Source organism: Halapricum desulfuricans (genome assembly GCF_017094465.1).
Lineage (GTDB): Archaea > Halobacteriota > Halobacteria > Halobacteriales > Haloarculaceae > Halapricum.
Genome location: NZ_CP064791.1, coordinates 1,409,452 through 1,426,714 on the forward strand (window position 1 = coordinate 1,409,452; position 17,263 = coordinate 1,426,714).

Annotated in this window: 19 protein-coding genes; 9 read left to right on the plus strand and 10 right to left on the minus strand. The window is 57.0% G+C overall.

Annotation, left to right across the window (positions count from 1 at the left end; translation table 11 throughout):
• Positions 1-70: 70 nt before the first annotated feature.
• Both aglG and HSEST_RS07180 read left to right on the plus strand, forming a co-directional pair.
• Positions 71-1,012: a glucosyl-dolichyl phosphate glucuronosyltransferase gene (aglG, locus tag HSEST_RS07175; RefSeq protein ID WP_229120228.1), complete on the plus strand. Its 942-nt coding sequence runs from the start codon at positions 71-73 to the stop codon at positions 1,010-1,012.
• 105 nt (positions 1,013-1,117) lie between these two features.
• Positions 1,118-2,206, plus strand: a complete 1,089-nt coding sequence (locus HSEST_RS07180; RefSeq protein WP_229120229.1) for a sulfatase-like hydrolase/transferase — start codon at positions 1,118-1,120, stop codon at positions 2,204-2,206.
• Positions 2,207-2,360: 154 nt separating this feature from the next.
• Here the strand turns inward: HSEST_RS07180 and HSEST_RS07185 are convergent, their stop codons facing one another.
• The 7 genes from HSEST_RS07185 to HSEST_RS07215 form a co-directional block, all read right to left on the minus strand.
• Positions 2,361-2,612: a hypothetical protein gene (locus HSEST_RS07185; protein ID WP_229120230.1), complete on the minus strand. Its 252-nt coding sequence runs from the start codon at positions 2,610-2,612 to the stop codon at positions 2,361-2,363.
• 120 nt (positions 2,613-2,732) lie between these two features.
• Entirely contained in the window at positions 2,733-3,026 is a 294-nt protein-coding gene (locus tag HSEST_RS07190) for a hypothetical protein (RefSeq protein WP_229120231.1), read from the minus strand.
• A 244-nt stretch (positions 3,027-3,270) separates the two neighbouring features.
• A complete protein-coding gene (locus HSEST_RS07195; RefSeq protein WP_229120232.1) occupies positions 3,271-4,683 on the minus strand; it encodes an oligosaccharide flippase family protein in 1,413 nt (470 codons plus the stop codon).
• Complete coding sequence (locus HSEST_RS07200; protein ID WP_229120233.1) at positions 4,680-5,540, minus strand: glycosyltransferase family 2 protein; 861 nt, start codon at positions 5,538-5,540, stop codon at positions 4,680-4,682. The genes HSEST_RS07195 and HSEST_RS07200 overlap by 4 nt, the downstream gene beginning before the upstream one ends.
• A 1-nt stretch (position 5,541) precedes the next feature.
• On the minus strand, positions 5,542-6,459 hold the full coding sequence (locus HSEST_RS07205; RefSeq protein ID WP_229120234.1) for a glycosyltransferase family 2 protein: 918 nt from the start codon (positions 6,457-6,459) through the stop codon (positions 5,542-5,544).
• Positions 6,460-6,461: 2 nt separating this feature from the next.
• A complete protein-coding gene (locus tag HSEST_RS07210) occupies positions 6,462-7,412 on the minus strand; it encodes a hypothetical protein (protein WP_229120235.1) in 951 nt (316 codons plus the stop codon).
• 20 nt (positions 7,413-7,432) lie between these two features.
• Positions 7,433-8,452 (minus strand): glycosyltransferase, encoded by a 1,020-nt coding sequence (locus tag HSEST_RS07215; protein WP_229120236.1) that lies wholly within the window; start codon positions 8,450-8,452, stop codon positions 7,433-7,435.
• Positions 8,453-8,627: 175 nt separating this feature from the next.
• On the opposite strand from HSEST_RS07215, the gene HSEST_RS07220 reads away from it, so the two are divergent.
• The 6 genes from HSEST_RS07220 to HSEST_RS07245 all read left to right on the plus strand — a co-directional run bounded on the left by HSEST_RS07220 (position 8,628) and on the right by HSEST_RS07245 (position 14,279).
• Positions 8,628-8,819, plus strand: a complete 192-nt coding sequence (locus tag HSEST_RS07220) for a DUF7333 family protein (RefSeq protein ID WP_229120237.1) — start codon at positions 8,628-8,630, stop codon at positions 8,817-8,819.
• 43 nt (positions 8,820-8,862) lie between these two features.
• Positions 8,863-9,882, plus strand: coding sequence for a DHH family phosphoesterase (locus tag HSEST_RS07225; RefSeq protein WP_229120238.1), 1,020 nt, complete (start codon positions 8,863-8,865; stop codon positions 9,880-9,882).
• A gap of 83 nt (positions 9,883-9,965) precedes the next feature.
• Positions 9,966-12,365: an ATP-dependent DNA helicase gene (locus HSEST_RS07230; RefSeq protein ID WP_229120239.1), complete on the plus strand. Its 2,400-nt coding sequence runs from the start codon at positions 9,966-9,968 to the stop codon at positions 12,363-12,365.
• A gap of 103 nt (positions 12,366-12,468) precedes the next feature.
• Entirely contained in the window at positions 12,469-12,744 is a 276-nt protein-coding gene (locus HSEST_RS07235) for a hypothetical protein (protein ID WP_229120240.1), read from the plus strand.
• On the plus strand, positions 12,741-13,172 hold the full coding sequence (locus HSEST_RS07240; protein ID WP_229120241.1) for a type II toxin-antitoxin system VapC family toxin: 432 nt from the start codon (positions 12,741-12,743) through the stop codon (positions 13,170-13,172). Before HSEST_RS07235 ends, HSEST_RS07240 begins: the two co-directional genes overlap by 4 nt.
• Positions 13,173-13,250: 78 nt before the next feature.
• Positions 13,251-14,279, plus strand: coding sequence for an ArsA family ATPase (locus tag HSEST_RS07245; RefSeq protein ID WP_229120242.1), 1,029 nt, complete (start codon positions 13,251-13,253; stop codon positions 14,277-14,279).
• On the opposite strand, the gene HSEST_RS07250 is transcribed toward HSEST_RS07245, so the two are convergent.
• Entirely contained in the window at positions 14,276-15,595 is a 1,320-nt protein-coding gene (locus HSEST_RS07250; RefSeq protein ID WP_229120243.1) for a glycerate kinase type-2 family protein, read from the minus strand. The two genes, HSEST_RS07245 and HSEST_RS07250, sit on opposite strands and share 4 nt — an antisense overlap.
• Positions 15,596-15,600: 5 nt before the next feature.
• Positions 15,601-16,434 carry an SDR family oxidoreductase gene (locus HSEST_RS07255; protein WP_229120244.1) on the minus strand — a complete coding sequence of 278 codons (834 nt, stop codon included), beginning with the start codon at positions 16,432-16,434 and terminating at the stop codon, positions 15,601-15,603.
• 85 nt (positions 16,435-16,519) lie between these two features.
• Between HSEST_RS07255 and HSEST_RS07260 the strand changes: the two genes are divergently transcribed.
• Positions 16,520-16,807, plus strand: a complete 288-nt coding sequence (locus HSEST_RS07260; RefSeq protein WP_229120245.1) for a PadR family transcriptional regulator — start codon at positions 16,520-16,522, stop codon at positions 16,805-16,807.
• Between the two features lie 40 nt (positions 16,808-16,847).
• On the opposite strand, the gene HSEST_RS07265 is transcribed toward HSEST_RS07260, so the two are convergent.
• Positions 16,848-17,036: a hypothetical protein gene (locus HSEST_RS07265; RefSeq protein ID WP_229120246.1), complete on the minus strand. Its 189-nt coding sequence runs from the start codon at positions 17,034-17,036 to the stop codon at positions 16,848-16,850.
• Between the last annotated feature and the right edge of the window lie 227 nt (positions 17,037-17,263).

Genomic DNA, 17,263 nt, shown 5'->3' on the forward strand with positions numbered 1-17,263 from the left:
TCCCAGCGAGGCGCGCGCTCGGACGTGAACGACAACGCTTAGGCCAGTCGACAACGGAACGGGCGAGTGAATGCGCGTTTCCGTTGTCCTGTGCACGCACACGCTCGATCGATATCACGATCTGCTCGACGCTGCGGAAAGCGTCCGCGAGCAAACCTACGACGACGTCGAGCTCGTGCTCGTCAGCGACGGGAGCGAGGCAGTCACCAGGCAGTTCGAACGTGACTTCGCGGACAGCGAGGACGTCGTGATCACGGAGCTGGACGAGAATAGCGGCTTGCTCGAAGCGCGCAACCACGGCGCGGAAGTCGCAAACGGGGACGTGGTCGCGTTCATCGACGACGACGCGATCGCCGACCCGGAGTGGGTGGACCAGCTCGTCGAATCCTACGAACAGCAAGACGCGGTCGCCGTCGGCGGCAAGATGGTGCCCGAGTGGGTCGCGGGAAAGCCGGACTTTCTGCCCGAGGAGTTCTACTGGCTGGTTGGCGTGACTCACCGCGGGTTCGGTCCGGGTGGAGAGCCCAATACTGCAGGCGAGGTACGGAATACGAATGGATCAAACCTGTCGTTTCTTCGTGAAGTATTTATAGAGTTAAACGGGTTTGATACTGCGATTGGTGGGCGAAAAGGTGATGCAAATCTCCAGGGCGGTGAAACAGAACTGTGCGCGCGGCTACAACAAGAGTGCGGGAAGGGCGTTTGGTATAATCCCAATGCTGTCGTCTCGCACAAGGTGTTTGAATATCGGATGAACATCTGTTGGCTGCTCGATCGAGCGTTTTGGCAGGGTTATTCGAAGCGAGCAATGGAGACGTTTGTCGAGGACTCGACTGGTGAGGAAAGCGCCTTTCTCAGGCAACTTCTGATGACATATTTGCCACAGCGGCTTTGGATCCTATTGACTGGTCCGAGTCGTGAGAAAGCAGCGCAACTTGTTATGGTCATTGTGCTCACCGGTATTGTTGGAATCGGATATATTTATGGGATGATTAAATACTACAGTTTTTAAATATATCTGTACGAATCTCTACTCACTGACTCTGACCAGATCGCGATATTTTTATAGTGCTCATCCTCTTCGTCAAATACTGCACTTAGACAGATTGGAGATATCATGAACACGCTCTTGGTGACCGTTGACTCTCTTCGGTACGATCATTATCAGTATATGATACACACCCAGGATTTCCTGGGGGAATCTCATGACCGTACGTTTGCGACAGCAACAGCCACGCTGGGCTGTTTTCCAACCATTTTTACTGGACGAACAAACGAGCCCCATGATATTGATCCAACCGACTCGTTCGTTAATGAGATCAATGACTTCACTATTGGGATAACTGCGAATCAACTTGTTTCTGAACGCTACGGCTACGGCGGGGGGTTCGACCATTTCACCTCGCCAATCACGGAGGGCGGTATTTCGATGAAAGACAAGATTGCAGAGCGTATTCCCCGAGGAATTACATATGATATAGCTACGCGAGTCTGGTCCACTTTCGAGCGCGCTCTCTCAATTGTATCTGATCCGGACCCGCCTTTCCGCCCTGCAGACGAGATGATCAACGAGTTCCTCGAAAATTGTGGTGATACCTACTTTGGGTGGCTTCATTTTATGGAGCCACATCATCCATATAGCCCGAGATCGGAAACAGGTACCCGTGCCCGGCGACTATCGCGCAGTGCAGTGGCTGGCGAAAATCCGGATCGGCCTGAGGAAGTCCGTCGTCTCTATAGACAAGAAGTCGAGGAACTCGACGAATCCCTCCATCGGCTGTGGCAATCGATACCGTCAGATACCCAAGTCATATTTACTGCAGATCATGGTGAGCTACTTGGCGAGTACGGTCGATGGGGACATCCGGGATTCTTAGTTCCCGAACTGCTGCAGGTACCATTTGCAACTCGAAATATCGATATCAGCTCTGAAGTCGTGTCGCTATTAGATATACCGAGCTATATTCTTGGAACCGAATTCAAAGATGGACAGTTTGATCGTGAGGTAGCTTATGCATCTATCCAAGACAGCAAAGCTGCGATTAATCGTGGACATATTGTCAGCACAGAGGGGTCATATGCCCTTGGAGAAGAGACAGAAGTCGACTCAGCTCTTAAACGCGAACTGGCTCGGTTTAGACCGTCCGGCGTCTCGAAAACCGACGCCGTCGAGGAAGATCTTGAAGCACTCGGTTATCTTGAATAGAGGTAATCATCTATTGTAAACGTTAGTGAGACACTGTCTAGAATTTCGTATATTTAATAATTAAATATTGATTTTAGTAAAACTAAAGTCAGAATAAATGCTACCCTCAATCAGGCTTCCGAGATCCTCTATATTGTTCTCGGCAAGTCCAGTATCATACGTATCCCAGTGATTCAAGGCGATCTTCAACAATATCATCATCCAATTGTTCTTGGTCAACCGGAGGATCCGAACAGACTTCTCGGGCGTCGCCATCGAATGTAATCCAAGGCACGCGCAACAGCGATCGATTGACTGACGCAACCGTCGTTGGGTCACTCGGCGGCCCGATCTCCAGCTCGGCCCACGCATTATTTCCTTCGATGTCGTTGAAGCCCGAGAGCGTGTAGCTGTTTGTGCCTTCCACTATCGTCTTGCCTTGTTCTCAGCGGTCCTATCGGCATCCGTGTCCTCATACAGCCGCAAGACGACATCTCCGCTTCCGGTTGGGGTGGTTACGTCAGTCGTGAGTGTCACGTCGGTCATCTCACTTCACCTCTGTTGTGAGAGTGTTGCCACCAGTCCGCGATGCCAACTGATCTTGATACATCAGCTGGGTGTTATACTGGTTTATCATAATGTGGAATTTACCTGTGTCTGGGTGCTCCCATGTCGCCGCTGTATGGGCGTTGTCCTGATCATCAGCCCGTCGCCACGGGATCGGCCCGTTTTCGATATCCGACCAATCACTGAATGAGGTCCAGTTTGGCGGGTCGACATCGGTGTAGAGTATCGTCCGCGACCAGTCGCCTTCCTGAGTGTTAATCGCGTGGATCGTCATAAACCAGCGCCCATCCGATTCGCCGCGGAAGAGGTTGTCACAGACGACTTGGAACGCCCCGTAGGGGCAAAGTCGTTGTTGTCGATGATGGGATTATCGCCGCTTTTTGACCACGACCCGTCGAGTGAGTCGGCAGTCGCCAGGCCCAGTGATACTTCGCTGTTGGCATCGATCCCTTCGTACAGTATTGATTCTCTCCAGAACCATTTCTGTATCTCAGACTGCCAAAATCAGCCGATTTAGCTCAACTAGACAGTACCTGTCGGATGAAGTGTCGGAAATCAGGTATCCACAGAAATATTGCAATAGAGTAGATAAATACTCCAAGCCCGACTAACCCAAAGATGGCAGTACCTGAAAAACGAAATATATTGTTGAAACTTGTGACTATAGCAAACATGCCCGCCCCAGATATGATCTCTATTTTTAGATAGTGTGGAAAGAGATCTAGATCTGGCATCCGAGATTTCAATGAATAGTATAGGATTATATATTTTAATAAATTAGAGATAATTGACGAAAATAAAACGCCCAGAATACCATAAATTTGGATGAGGAAGAGAGCGATCACTATATTTAGGCATGAAGTGGCTAAGTTTATATACATTAAAATTTTAGGCTCATCTAATCCTCCTAAAATACTCAATAATGGTGAGGTCTGTGATTCAATAACCTTATATAGTCCCATCATTGCAACTAATACTCCAAGTCCAGTATATTGTGAACCAAATATTGTAGATACTAGCGACTCTCCGATTGCTACAGATCCAAAAAACATCGGTAGCGAAAGGACACTGCTAAAAGACAAATTTCGAGATACTTCTTTATCAATACTTTCATTTTTGCTATCAAGATTGCTTATTCGAGAAAAGAGGCCAGATTGTATCACTCCAGTCATAAGTAAAGCAGGCATCATCAATCTATAAGTGACTTCATACTGGCTAACGGCAACAGTTGTCAAAAAGAAGCCAATAATAACCTTGTCAATTTGATTAGAAGCGCGTGAAACAACTCCGCTCACCATACTGTACTTTGCGAATGCCCACAAGCTTTTAATTGTTCCAATAGAGGGGACTTCAGGACGGAATCCAAATAAAAATAGGATGATTGGTACTGTAAGAGCTGACGCTACGCTCATTCCGACAATTAGTCCGAAGGCCCCAAATCCAGCGGTAGCTAAGATCACCTGTATAATAGAACGGACAACACTTCTCCCGAATTCTATCCAATTTTTTTGGCCAACTTTCCCAGTGCCCAAGTAAACTCTGAAGATTGCATTAGAAGCCACTACAGAAAAGAATAATATTCCCAAGAGACTTGGCTCGTTGAGGGTCCTAGTAAACTCAGCAACAATTAATGCTCCTATGAAAAATATCGCAGATACTACGGTGGTTAATATCAAAACAGCGCCCACAATTTCTCTACGATCTGACCCAGTCTCTGAGAAGCGCTTTTGTGCAGCAGAAGCAAAGCCCGTTATTGGTCCATCCGTCACATGAACAATAGAAAGAAAAAAGAAATATAGTCCAAACTCGCTTGAGGGGAGGATTCTAGCGAGATAGACAACTACTAGAAATCCAAGAACCATTTGAACAGTTTTAGCGATACTGCCAGAGACTACTTGTTTTCTCTGGCTAACGTCACTCACTTCTGTCATAGAATCTTTTTAATCCCGCGCCGAAGAAGGCCTTTAATTCCACTTTTTTGGTAGTGGTATACTGCCCTCTCTAGGTCTGTGTGATTATTAGGACCAGAGCTCATAATATGGTTCCCAAACCCGTTTAAGCTTTCATATTCCCACTTATCCAAAAAGTATAAATTATCACTCATAATAGATTCTTCATTTCTCCTAATATTCTTAGCGTATCCTGTATTCATAGAGGGATAATGATGGAAGACGACTTCGGGAGTTGTTGCAAACTCCCACTCAGATTCTTTCCAATGAGATATAAAGAAATCTAAATGCTCTCTATGGATATTATATTCTTCATCCCATGATTGATCTTCAATAATACTAGTCCGGTACAACCCAGGGAGAGAAATATAATCTGCGCGATATATTGCCACCCCGTTAACAAGATCTATTTTTGGCGACCGCAATGCCTTTTTTATTAATTTATTATCTAATTCTTTGAAATTGGCACCTGTTAAGAATGATTTGCCAGTTTCGGGCTCAACTATCATACCTGACACTCCACCAAGAGTCTCATCTTCATCTAATACCCTGTGTAAGCGATTTATATTGGGTGGCAACAAAATATCTGAATCTATAAGTAACAAACGCTCGTCGGCCCTTTTAAATATGCTATTTCTTGCAGCAGATACACCCACACCATGTTCTAGGTCAACCACCTCGATAGTAATGTCCCATCCGCTATAGAACGGATCAGAAGAGTTCTTTTTCCCATTGTCCCCTACTATAACTTTATTTATACCATTGTGTTTTTCTGATTGTCTAAGTAATCTCTCTAGTTTATTATATCTGCTGAAAACTGGGACGCCAAGTGTCGTCATATCAGTACCACTTTCTGTTCTTTATATCTGAAATTACCCACAGGATCCGATTTGGAACCCGGAAAACTCCTTCATGTAGAATGTGTTGTGGGAGAGCAAAACGAAGATTGCGCTTCTCACAGAAGTCACGATACCCCTCCAGTTTAGCGTTCCAGTCGGTGCGGTTCCTGTTCGTGTCGTCTTCTGTTCGCTTATCATGGTAGAAGATTGTCTCACAGCTCATTACGATTTCCCAGCCAGCATTGGCTACGTCCAAACAAAAGGCAATATCCTCAAATGTCTGCCGATCAGGCAGAGACACGTCCGACAGAACATCCGTACGGACGAGAGCTGATCCGATCGGGATACTGTCGACTGAGATACTTGAGACATCAGGGTCCGCAAGAGCACTATAGTCGGCTTGGTCCCGGATCAGTATATCACGATCTGCATCGTAGGCAGGGATTCCTGAGCCCCAAGTCATAATCCGTCCACCGTCTCTTATTTCGTTCGTCCCTGGGATCATAAATGGTGCACCGATCATACCGATATCTGGGTCTGATTCAAAAAGAGGAAGCATTGTATGGTCCCATCCATCATCAACGTACATGTCGTCGTCAAGGATGAGAACGTAGTCTGTCTCAATATCCGTTTCCTCAAGTAGAAGGCGTCGACTTCCAGCACCTCCCAAATTTTCATCCGTCTGAATCAACTCATCAATCAGGCCTTCGTCCACTAGATCTGCTAACTGGGCATCGACATCTTTTGTCGATCCGTTTTCGTGTACTCGAATCGTCAGTGAGACATCCGTCACACCCACCAACTGCTCAAGCGCTCGTCGCAGCTTTTTTGGCCGATTGTGGTGAGTAAAGCAGGCCGTAACCTCCCAAGCCGATCCGTTAAAATCCTTTGCTGCTGCGTGGTTATCTTGATCAGCCATTGTCATTCGTCCATATATCCTAGCTTCTGCAAGCGATCCGAGACGACATCGTTTACATCGTCCTCAGATTGGTCAGTTGGACCGATCTCCGGCTGATACGTCTCTTCGTCAGTGCACTCCCGAACGTCCCAGGGGACCCGACGCATCCCTGGGTGCGGGATTGAAGGACGGTGCCCCCACTGCCCCCACTCCCCGAGCGCGTTCCCGTGATCTGCAGAGACCACGACCTTTCCGTCGACGTTCTCAAGCAGCAGTTCGACATCATCCATCACGTAGTCCAAATTGGCATCATACGCGTCCAGAACAGTTTCAGTAGGAAGTTCACCAAGCAGGACACGATCCCACAAGCCCAACTCGTCACCGACCTCACCGAATGTCTCCTGATCCATCATGCCAATTGGTGTTTCTCCCTCATCCAGATCGCCGATAAATGGGTAATGGGGTTGCATGTAATGGACTATTACACGATCGAACTCATTGCGGCGCGCAGCAGCGATTCCGTGGTCAGTGACAGGGCGGGCAGGTACAGTCCCGAGTTCCTCGTCCCAGCCGTCACGCCAGACTTCGTCCAGCAATCCAAGTTCGATACCCTCCAATGCGTCTGACCGTTCTGAGAACGGGTTTGAGGTCACGTAGGCGGTGTTTTTAAGAACTTCGGGACTTGCTTCATTGAATGTTTTTCTCATCCACTCCGCAGAGGATCCGGCAACAGACCAGATTGACTGGCACTTCTGGACACGCCGTTCGTACATATCGTGACGACAGGCATCAAGGATCACCAATACGTCCCATTCACGGTCAAAGACGTGTGCCCCATCTGCTAACGAAGGAACTCGTTCTGTAACGCGAGCAAAAGCACTGAGGGTGAAATCTTTGATAATTGGAGATAGCGCCGCAGTCCCCCTCATTTCGTACCGCATTTTCGATTTATCCAGAAATTCTTGGAATGACATGGTGTGTAGTTGTTGCCTATCTATGGAATACCTGCTTCAGTAAGTTTGTCGGTATCCTCTGGACTAGCATTTCGTTCGATAATCTGCTTATTCAATTTCGACCGATAGACGGAGATTATTCGTCTGCTTATACGCTTGGGTGCAAGTGACAATCCAGCTATTTCAAGGGACTCGATATCGAGTGGCGAGTACCTCCATGCCCGCATCGCTTCTTCGAAAGCTGCTCTGCGTCGCCCGTACCGGAGTAGTTCTTGTGCAATCTCAGTATGTATCTCTGCTTGTTCTTTCTTGGAGAGAGCTTGGTAGATCGCAGCTGCCCCATCCTTCTGGATGCGGGTCTCAAGATCTATTTTCCTATCACCGCGGCTACGTTGACGGGCATACCAGCCGAACAGCTTCGCCGGGAGAAGGTCGTCGGCAAACACACTCTCCTGTCGGAGCCTGAGTGTGTAAAGTGGCGCGTCAAGGTTACGGACGGGATATTCTTGTGCCAGACGAAGCCAGAGATCATAGTCTTCTGAAGTCTCAAAGAGCGTATCATATCCACCAGTTGCGTCCAATACTTCTTTTTTCCGGTACATCACTGATCCATGAACAAACTGATTTGAGTCAAGTAGATCGTCGATCGTCGGCCGTTCAAGTACGTGCCGGAAATCAATGTCGTGACCTGAATCAGTTATCATCCGTGTTGCAGTGCCCACGAGTGGGACTTCGGGGTGACTTTCGAGAAACGCGACTTGCCGTGCGAGGCGGCCTGGTGCCGAAATATCATCTGCGTCTTGTCTGGCAATATACTTTCCCCTTGCGGCTTTGATTCCATCATCCAGTGCGCCTGCGAGACCATCGGGCTCATCACGTCTGAGCAAACGAATTCGTTCGTCACCATATGAGTCAACAATGGATAGTGTGTCGTCAGTAGAACCATCATCAACGACAATTATTTCGAAGTCGTCAATTGTTTGTCGAAGAAGACTATCGAGAGCTTCTCTGAGATATCTTCCGGCGTTCAATGTGGGCAAGACAATACTAATTCGTGGCATGTCTTTACACTCTGTTACTGCTGTCTTGGTAGTAAACAGTGCGGTCGAGATATGAGATAGGGGCGGATTTATATATGTTATTATATATAATGGATTTTAATGCGAATATTTAATAGCTCGGGAATATTTACCGCCAGCCCACCATTCAACCTGGGCCAGCACCCAACCCCACACGATGCAATTCGACACGCTCACCACGGCCTCCGTATTCATCGCCCTGATCGCGCTCGGCGTCGGCGGCGCCTCGATGTCGCCGATGACACTCGAAACGACCCTGATGATGGTCCTCCCGTCGGCACTGATATTCGGCGCGGTTGTCCTCGTCCTCGGCGTCAAACACGGCCAGTACCGTGCCCGAAACGCCTAGTACGCCCTACACACCTAACTACATAGAGCGAGTACAGTCACAGATGAGCACGGCCGCCGATCTCCAGGCGCTGTTGGCCGACGGCGAGGAGATCAACATCGTCTGTCACGACAACCCCGATCCGGACTGTCTGGCGAGTGCGCTCGCGCTGGGCCGGATCGCGGCCGACGCGGGCATCGACGAGCGACACATCCTCTACAGCGGGACGATCTCCCACCAGCAGAACCGCGCGTTCGTCAACCTGCTCGATATCGACATCCAGTCGTTCGATCCGAGCGCCGTCGAGGACCGACCGCCGGACTCGCTGCTCGCGTTCGTCGACCACTCGATCCCCGGCGAGAACAACCAGGTTCCCCCGGACACGCCCGTCGACATCGTCATCGACCACCATCCCGCCGAGGACGTCGAGGCGCGATTCGTCGACCGCCGAGAGGAGGTCGGCGCGGCCGCGACGATCCTCACCGAGTACGTCCGGACGCTCGAGATCGAGGTCGATTCGACGCTGGCGACGGCGCTTATGGTCGCGATCCGGTCCGATACCCTCGATTTCCTTCGCGGGGCGACCCACGCGGAGTACGAGGCGGCGGGCTTTCTCCAGGAAACGGTCGACGACGAGATGGTCCGACAGATCTCCTCGCCGTCGGTCTCCGGGGCGACGCTTGATGCGATCTCGACGGCGATCGACAACCGGATGACGAAGGGGGCGATCCTCATTTCCCACGTCGGCCGCACGTCCGAACGCGACTCGCTCCCCCAGGCCGTCGATTACCTCGCGCGACTGGAGGGCGTCCAGACGGCGATCGTCTTCGGCATCGTCGAGGACACGATCCACGTCAGCGCCCGGTCGCCGGACCCGCGAGTCCACGTCGGCAACCTCCTCCGGGACGCCTTCGACGACGTGGGCAGCGGCGGCGGCCATCACGACGTGGCTGGCGGGCAGATCCCGCTCGGGATCTTCGCCGACTACACGACCGACGACGAACAGCTGCTCGACATCGTCGAGCGCGTCATCACCGACCGTCTCTCGAAGGGGCTGAACATCGCCGAGGACGAGGAGGCCTAGCGACCGTAGCGGCGTCGAGAGAGCCAGCCGCGACGCCGGATCCGTACGTTCAAGAGTGACCACGCCCCAGCCCGGAGTACCTGATGGCCGACCCCGACTGGGAGCCCTACTTCGGATTCGACGAGCCCTACGAGAGCCAGGCCGACGCCGTCGAGTCGGCGATCGACGTGGCACAGCGGCAGGGCTATCTCGCGATGGAGGGGCCCTGCGGGACCGGCAAGACGATGGCGGCCCTGACCGCCGCGGCGACGCTCCTGCGAGAGGGCAACACCTACGAGACCGCCGTCGTGGTCACGCCCGTCAAACAGCAACTCACGCAGTTCGTCGACGACCTCCGGACGCTCAACGCGGGCCTGCAAGACCCCCTCGCAGGCATCTCGCTGGTGGGCAAGCGCGACCTCTGTCCCTATGGCCGCGAGGACGTGTTCCCGCCGGATACCAGCGTCCACGATCGCTGTGAGGACCTCCGTGAGAACACGGCACACCTCGTCGAAAGCGACGGAGAGGGCGGTGACGAGCCGCCGGCCGCCGAAAGCGCCGTTGGCGGCGACCCCGACGAGATCTGGTGGGACCCCGACATCGCCAGCGACCTCGCGAAAGCGGCCCGCGCGGACGCCCCGGGACAGCGTGCACTCGGGGACGGCCTCTCGACGGCCGGCGCGAGTTCCCCCTACCGGACGAGCCAGCCCACGGCACCCGAAGACATTGCCGGCGACGACCCGCCGATCTACTGCCCCTTCGAAGCCGACTGGTACGCTCGGAACAAGGGGTCGCCCGTGGATTTCACCGCTGGCGAGGAATGCGTCCTCACGGCCGAGGACTATCTCCCGGCGGCCACCGAGCGCGGGACCTGCCCGCACCGGGCGATGAGCGTCCTGCTCGCGAACGCCGACGTGGTGATCGGCAACTACAACCACCTGTTCGATCCCGATTCCCGACCGCTGCTGGCGGAGATCCTCGACGAGCGCACGTTCGTGATCGTCGACGAGGCCCACAGACTCGAGGGACGCGTCCGGGACCTCCTCTCGGATCGCGTCGGCCGCCAGACCCTCGTACAGGCCCGCAACGACTGTCACCAGCTGCTCCAGCGCGCCCGCCAGACCGACGATCACCGCGCGCAGGTCGAGGCGCGGCTGACGAGCCACGAGGTGAGCCTCGACGCAGTCGAGTCGGCCCGCGAGTTCTACGACGACGTCCTGCGGTGGCTGGACGACCGCGTCGAGCGCGCCCTCGACGATGAGGCCGGCCGCGGCTGGCGAGCCGACCCCGACGCGCTGCCGGAACGCGACATCGAAGTCCCGCTCCGGGATCCCGAAGCCGTCGAGACTGACGACCTGACCGAGTGGGCCACCGAACACGGATATACCGGATCGCTGTGGCGGACCCTCCCCACGATCGGCGCGGCCGTCGAGGACACGATGGATCAGTTGGGGATCGCCCGCCAGCCGGTCGCGGCCGCCACGGGCGCGATCATGGCCCGGTGGTGGGAGCGCGACCACGCCACGAAGCTGCGGGAGATCGAACTCGAACACAGCCCGACCGACGACCAGCGCGTCGAGGGCTGGCAGCGCGAATATACCGCCGGACTCGTGCTGTTCGACTGTATGCCCACTGAAGCCCTGCGGGAGATCTTCGACGGCCTCGGCGGCGGTATGCTCATGAGCGCGACGCTCTCGCCGCTGTCGGTGTTCACCCAGGTCGCGGGCCTGGACGCGCTGGCCGAGGGCGATCCCGACGGAGATGACTCCGGCCGGCCGATCGAGACGCGGTCGTATCCGCTGCGATTCCCCGAATCCAATCGGGCGAGCTGGCTCGTCGACGCCAGCCCGTTCACCGCGCGCAACCGCGGCGAGCCCACCCAGGACCAACAGTCCTGGACGAACACCCGCGACGAGTACGCCCACGTCCTGCGGACGGTCGCGCGCAGTCCGGGCAACGTCCTGATCGCGATGCCCAGCTACCGGGAGGCCGCGTGGGCCGGCACGTATCTCGAAACCGCGGTCGACAAGCCGGTTCTCGTCGACGAATCGACGGGCAACGAGGCGACGGAGACGCTGAAACAGCGGTTTTTCGACGGCGATGGAAAGGTGATCGTCACGAGCACGCGCGGGACGCTGACCGAGGGCGTCGATTACGACGGGGCGAAGCTCTCGACGGCCGCGGTCGTGGGCGTGCCACTGGTCAACGTCGGCTCCCCGCGCGTCCAGGCCGTCCGGCGGGCCTACGGTGACGCCTTCGGCGAGGACAACGCCTTCGAGTACGCGCTGACGGTGCCGGCGGTCAGACGCGCCCGGCAGGCCATCGGCCGAGTGATCCGCGGCACCGAGGAGGTCGGCGTTCGGATCCTGGCCGACCGCCGATACGTCGAGGGAGCGCGCCACAGCGTCAACGGTCACCTCTCGCCGGCAGAACAGCAGGAGTTCCGACGGATGACGCCCGACTTTCTGTCGGGCAAGATCGAGCAGTTCTGGGCAGATCGGTAGTGCAATCCATACCGGGATCGGGTCGCTCGATAGCCATCGCCTATGATCCCGAGACACCCTGTCGGTAGAAACGTTTACTGAGTTACGGACGTTACGATCAGATATGGCTACCGCAGTGAAAGTCGACGAAGACGCGAAGTCACGGCTCGAAGAACTACAGGCCGAGGTCCGATTGCGAACGGGCCACAACGTCACCCAGCAGGAGATACTCACACGACTGATCAACGACGCGTACGAATCACACGAGGCATTCGTCGACTCGTTCCGGGACACGACTGTGCCACTTTCCGAGGATGAAAAAGAGACGATGCAGCGAGGCCGAATCAGTTCCGGAGTCGAGACGGACGAAGAAGACATCGACGATATTCTCTACGGATGAGTGTTCTCGTTGACACGGGCGTGCTATACGCGGATCACGATACCGATGCGACTCGACACGAGTCGGCTTCCCACGCTCTTGACGCAGTCTTTGACGGCCGATTTGGGCAGCCGTACGTGAGCGATTATATCTACGACGAGGTGATCACGCTGACCCTCAAACGAAGTGGCTCGCACGCTGCTGCAACGACTCTCGGACGACGTATCCGGGGGGTGGACCCGTATCCAAACGCCTACGAGTGGCTTCGTGTCTCGTCTGCCGTGTTCGCTGACGCAATCGAGGTGTTCGAACGCTTCGACGACCAGCGACTGAGCTTCACCGACGTGACGACAGTTGCGCTGACCGATCGCTACGATATCGATCACGTCTTGAGCTTTGACGATGACTTCGACGGTCTCGTCGACCGCCTTGACCCGGCGAGCATGTGATTCCGTGGAGTCGCACCGGTTCCATCGAATCACGCCGAGACCGACGAGTACACAAGTCCAGCACCGATAGCGCCGCGCATGACAGACATCGACGTCGAGCCGGTCGAGGAGATCGACGACGCGGCCGTGCCCGCCGGAGTCGACGCTCCCGAGTACGTCCTCTACGGGGGCAAAGGCGGCGTTGGGAAGACGACGATGGCCGCCGCGACGGGACTGGCGAGTGCCCGCGACGACACCGCGACGCTGATCGTCTCGACCGATCCGGCACACTCGCTGTCGGACACCCTCGAGACCGACATCCCGGACGAACCGACGAAGATCCGTGAGGAGATCCCGCTGTACGCCGTCGAGATCGATCCCGAGAACGCCTTCGGCGAGAACCCGCTCGGCGTCGAGGACAGCCTCGGCCCACTCTCGGAGCTGCTCGGCGACGACGTGGCCGATCCCTTCGGGGCCGCGATGCCCGGCACCGACGAGGCCGCGGCGATGCGCCTGCTGATCGAGTACCTCGACGACGAGCGGTTCGACCGCGTGGTCGTCGACACCGCGCCGACGGGCCACACCCTCAGATTGCTCGAACTCCCGGACGTGATGGAGACGATGGTCGGCCGCCTGATCGCCTTCCGCGAACGTATGAGCGGCGTGATGGAGTCGGTGACCGGTATGTTCGGAAACGATGACGAACAGCTCGAAGAGGGGCTGGGCGACCTGCGCGAGCTCAGCCGGCGGATCGAAAAGCTACGTGCAGTGCTGCAGGATCCCGACAAGACGGACTTCCGGGTCGTGATGGTGCCCGAAGAGCTCAGCGTGATGGAATCGGAGCGACTCCTGACCCAGCTCGAGGAGTTCGGCATTCCCGTCGGGACCATCGTCGTCAATCGCGTGATGGAGGATCTGACCGACGTCGCCGACATCGAGGCCGACTGGTTCGTCTCGCCGAACCTCGACAGCTGTGAGTTCTGCAAGCGCCGCTGGGACGTCCAGCAGCAGGCACTCCAGCAATCTCAGGACGTCTTCCGCGGTCACGACGTCAAGCGCGTCCCGCTGTTCGCCGACGAAGTGCGCGGCGAGACGCTCCTGCGGGCCGTCGCGGCCTGTCTGGACTAGCCGTCCGACTCGACCACGAGTACCCGGAGATCGTTGACGTTCGTCCCCGTCGGTCCAGTTTCGAGCAGCGCGCCGGCGTCGTCAAGCACCGAGACAGCGTCGTTTTCCACCAGCGCGCGCCGGGCAGCCATCGGGTCCGCGACGGTCTCGCCGTCGACGATCGCGCCCGCGGCGTCGGTCGCGCCGTCCGACCCGTCCGTGTCGACGCTCGCACAGACGACGCCTTCGGGGAGGGCGAGCCCCGCCCGCAGCGCGAACTCCAGGTTCGGTCCGCCCTCGCCGTTGCCGAGGACAGTCACCGTCGCTTCCCCGCCCGAGAGGAAGACGGCCGGCGGCTCGATTGGATTGCCGGTCGCGCGACACTCCTCGGCGATGGCGACCTGGCTGAGCGCCGCCTCCGTCGCCTCCCCGCGGATCCGCGAGGAGAGGACCACAGGTTCGTAGTCGGTGTCGGCGACGACGCTCTCGGCGGCCGACAGCGCCGTCCACGCGTTCGCGAGGACGTGGTTGTCGACGTGTGGTAACTCGCCCGAGGGCGTCTCCGATCGCTCGCCGGCCGCCCCGGCCTCCAGGTGGTCGACCACCGGCCCGGGCGCGTCGACGTCGTACTGGTCGAGCACGGCGAGCGCGTCCTCGTAGGTCGTCGCGTCCGGCGCGGTCGGACCGGAGGCGATCGTCGCGGGGTCGTCGCCGACCACGTCCGAGAAGACCAGCCCGACGACCGTCGCCGGCGCGGCGGCTGCTGCCAGTCCACCGCCTTTGATCGCCGAGAGGTGCTTGCGGACGGCGTTGATCTCCTCGATCGCCGCGCCGCTCTCGACGAGCGTCTCCGTGATCGCCTGCAGATCCCGAAGGCGGACGTCGCCCGCGGGCAGCGGGAGCAGGGCACTCCCGCCGCCGGTGATCGGCACGAGCAAGAGGGCGCGCTCCCCGTGTTCGCGAGCGCGATCCAGAATCTCGCGAGCGCCCTCGCGTGCTCGCTCGTCCGGCACGGGATGTGCGCCCTCGACGACCTCGACGGCCGCCGTCTCGACGGGGTCAGTCGTCACGACCAGCCCGCGGTCGATCCGGTCGTCGAGCACGTCACCGAGTGCCCGGGCGACGACGTCGGCGGCTTTGCCGCCACCGAGCAGGACGATCTCGTCGTATGCGGTGAGATCATACTGGGTATCGACGATCCGGAGTGTGTCGCCTTCTACGGAGACGTGTTCGGCGATGACGCGCTCGGGCTGAGCGGCTTCGATCCCGGCCTCGATACAGGACAGTGCGAGGTCGTGTGCCGGCGTTCGGGCCAGTTCGTCGCGGTCCTCGATCATTCGGATCACCGTCGTAGCGACGTCACACGGCGAAGCAGTCCCCAGACGCGGTCGCGCGCTCGATCCGGCAAATGCCGGGCGAGCGTCGCCGCCTTCGCGAGCCGACCGACCGGATATCGCGGATCCGGATCGGTCACTGTCGCGGCGTCTTTGATCGTCGTCGCCACTGCCTCGGGCGCCATCCCGAACGTGTCGCTGGCCTCGATCGCAGCGCGGTCGTCCTGGATCCCGTAGATCGCCTCGTACGCGCCCGAGCGCTCCAGGCGGTCGCGGGACGCCTCGACGCGCTGCTCGAACTCGGTCGCGACCGGGCCGGGCTCGACCAGCACGACCTCGATGCCGTACTGGTCGACCTCGTTACGGAGCGCGTCGCTCAGCCCTTCCAGCGCGAACTTCGAGGCGCTGTAGGCACCCTCGCCGGGTGTCGCGAGAAAGCCAGTCACGCTGGAGACGTTGATAATCCGCCCTTCTTCGCGGTCGCGCATGTGCGGCAGGACCGCCCGGATCAGCCGGTGTGGGCCGTACACGTTGACGTCGAACTGGTCGTCGAGAGCGTCGGTGGGTACGTCTTCGAGTGGGCCGAACTGGGCCGTCCCGGCGTTGTTGACCAGACAGTCGATCCGCCCCTGCTCGTCGGCGATCCGATCGACGACGCGTTCGACTTCGCGGGCGTTCGTCACGTCCAGTTCGGCCGTTTCACAGCCGGCGTCGTCCAGATCCGCGATGTCGTCCTCGTCGCGGGCAGTCGCGTACACCGTCCATTCGTCCTCGAGGAACGCTTCGGCCGTCGCGCGCCCGATTCCGGACGAACACCCCGTGATGAGTACCGTCTTCGTCATACGCCACCCCTCGAAGCGCTGGTAGGTAAGACCGTCGGCTGAGGAGAACAGTGACGATATGCCACTCAAGCACGGACAGTGAGGTATGAAGTGGCTCCAGAGCGGTCGACGCCGGGACATCTGTGTCCTGCTGTACGGGACTGACGGCCGTCCGGCACAGAAACTCAAGACGGCGCTCGAACGACATCACGACGAACGGATCGACCCCGAACAGTTCTACGGAGCGCTGGAGGCGCTCGAACGTCTGGGCCACGTCGAATCGCGGACTGACGGACTCAGCGACGTCTACGAACTCACCGAGGCAGGGGCCGAGCACGTCCAGGCATACGCGGCGTGGCTCGACGAGCAGGTCGGCGAATACGACGAGGAATAACCGCAATTACCGGTCACACGACGACAGGGAGCGGAACCTGCTACCCCGATCGGATGTCCTCGCGGTCGGCCGCCCGCATGTGCGCCAGCGTGAACGCGTCGACCGGGGGCGCACCCGTTTTTGCCTCCGTTTCGCCGTCAGCCGTCTCTGCTGTTGGCGTCCGCGGCGAAACGTCCTCCGGGACGACATTGCGGTCCCCGTGAGTGCGGAGTTGCTCGCTCGAGGGCATGTTACGCGATATATCGCCATTCCGAGACCATATATTCTTCGAAGCATGCGCAAAACCGACCCATCTATCCGGAAAATAGATGGTGTATTTCCCCGAATGCCGGGACGGAATACAATACCTTATATTCTTACCATGAGTGATTATACCGGAAGCCAGATATAGGGCAAAATATATATGCCAAGTCGCGATAGATGTAGATACACAATGAGTTCCAAACCGAGTTCCAC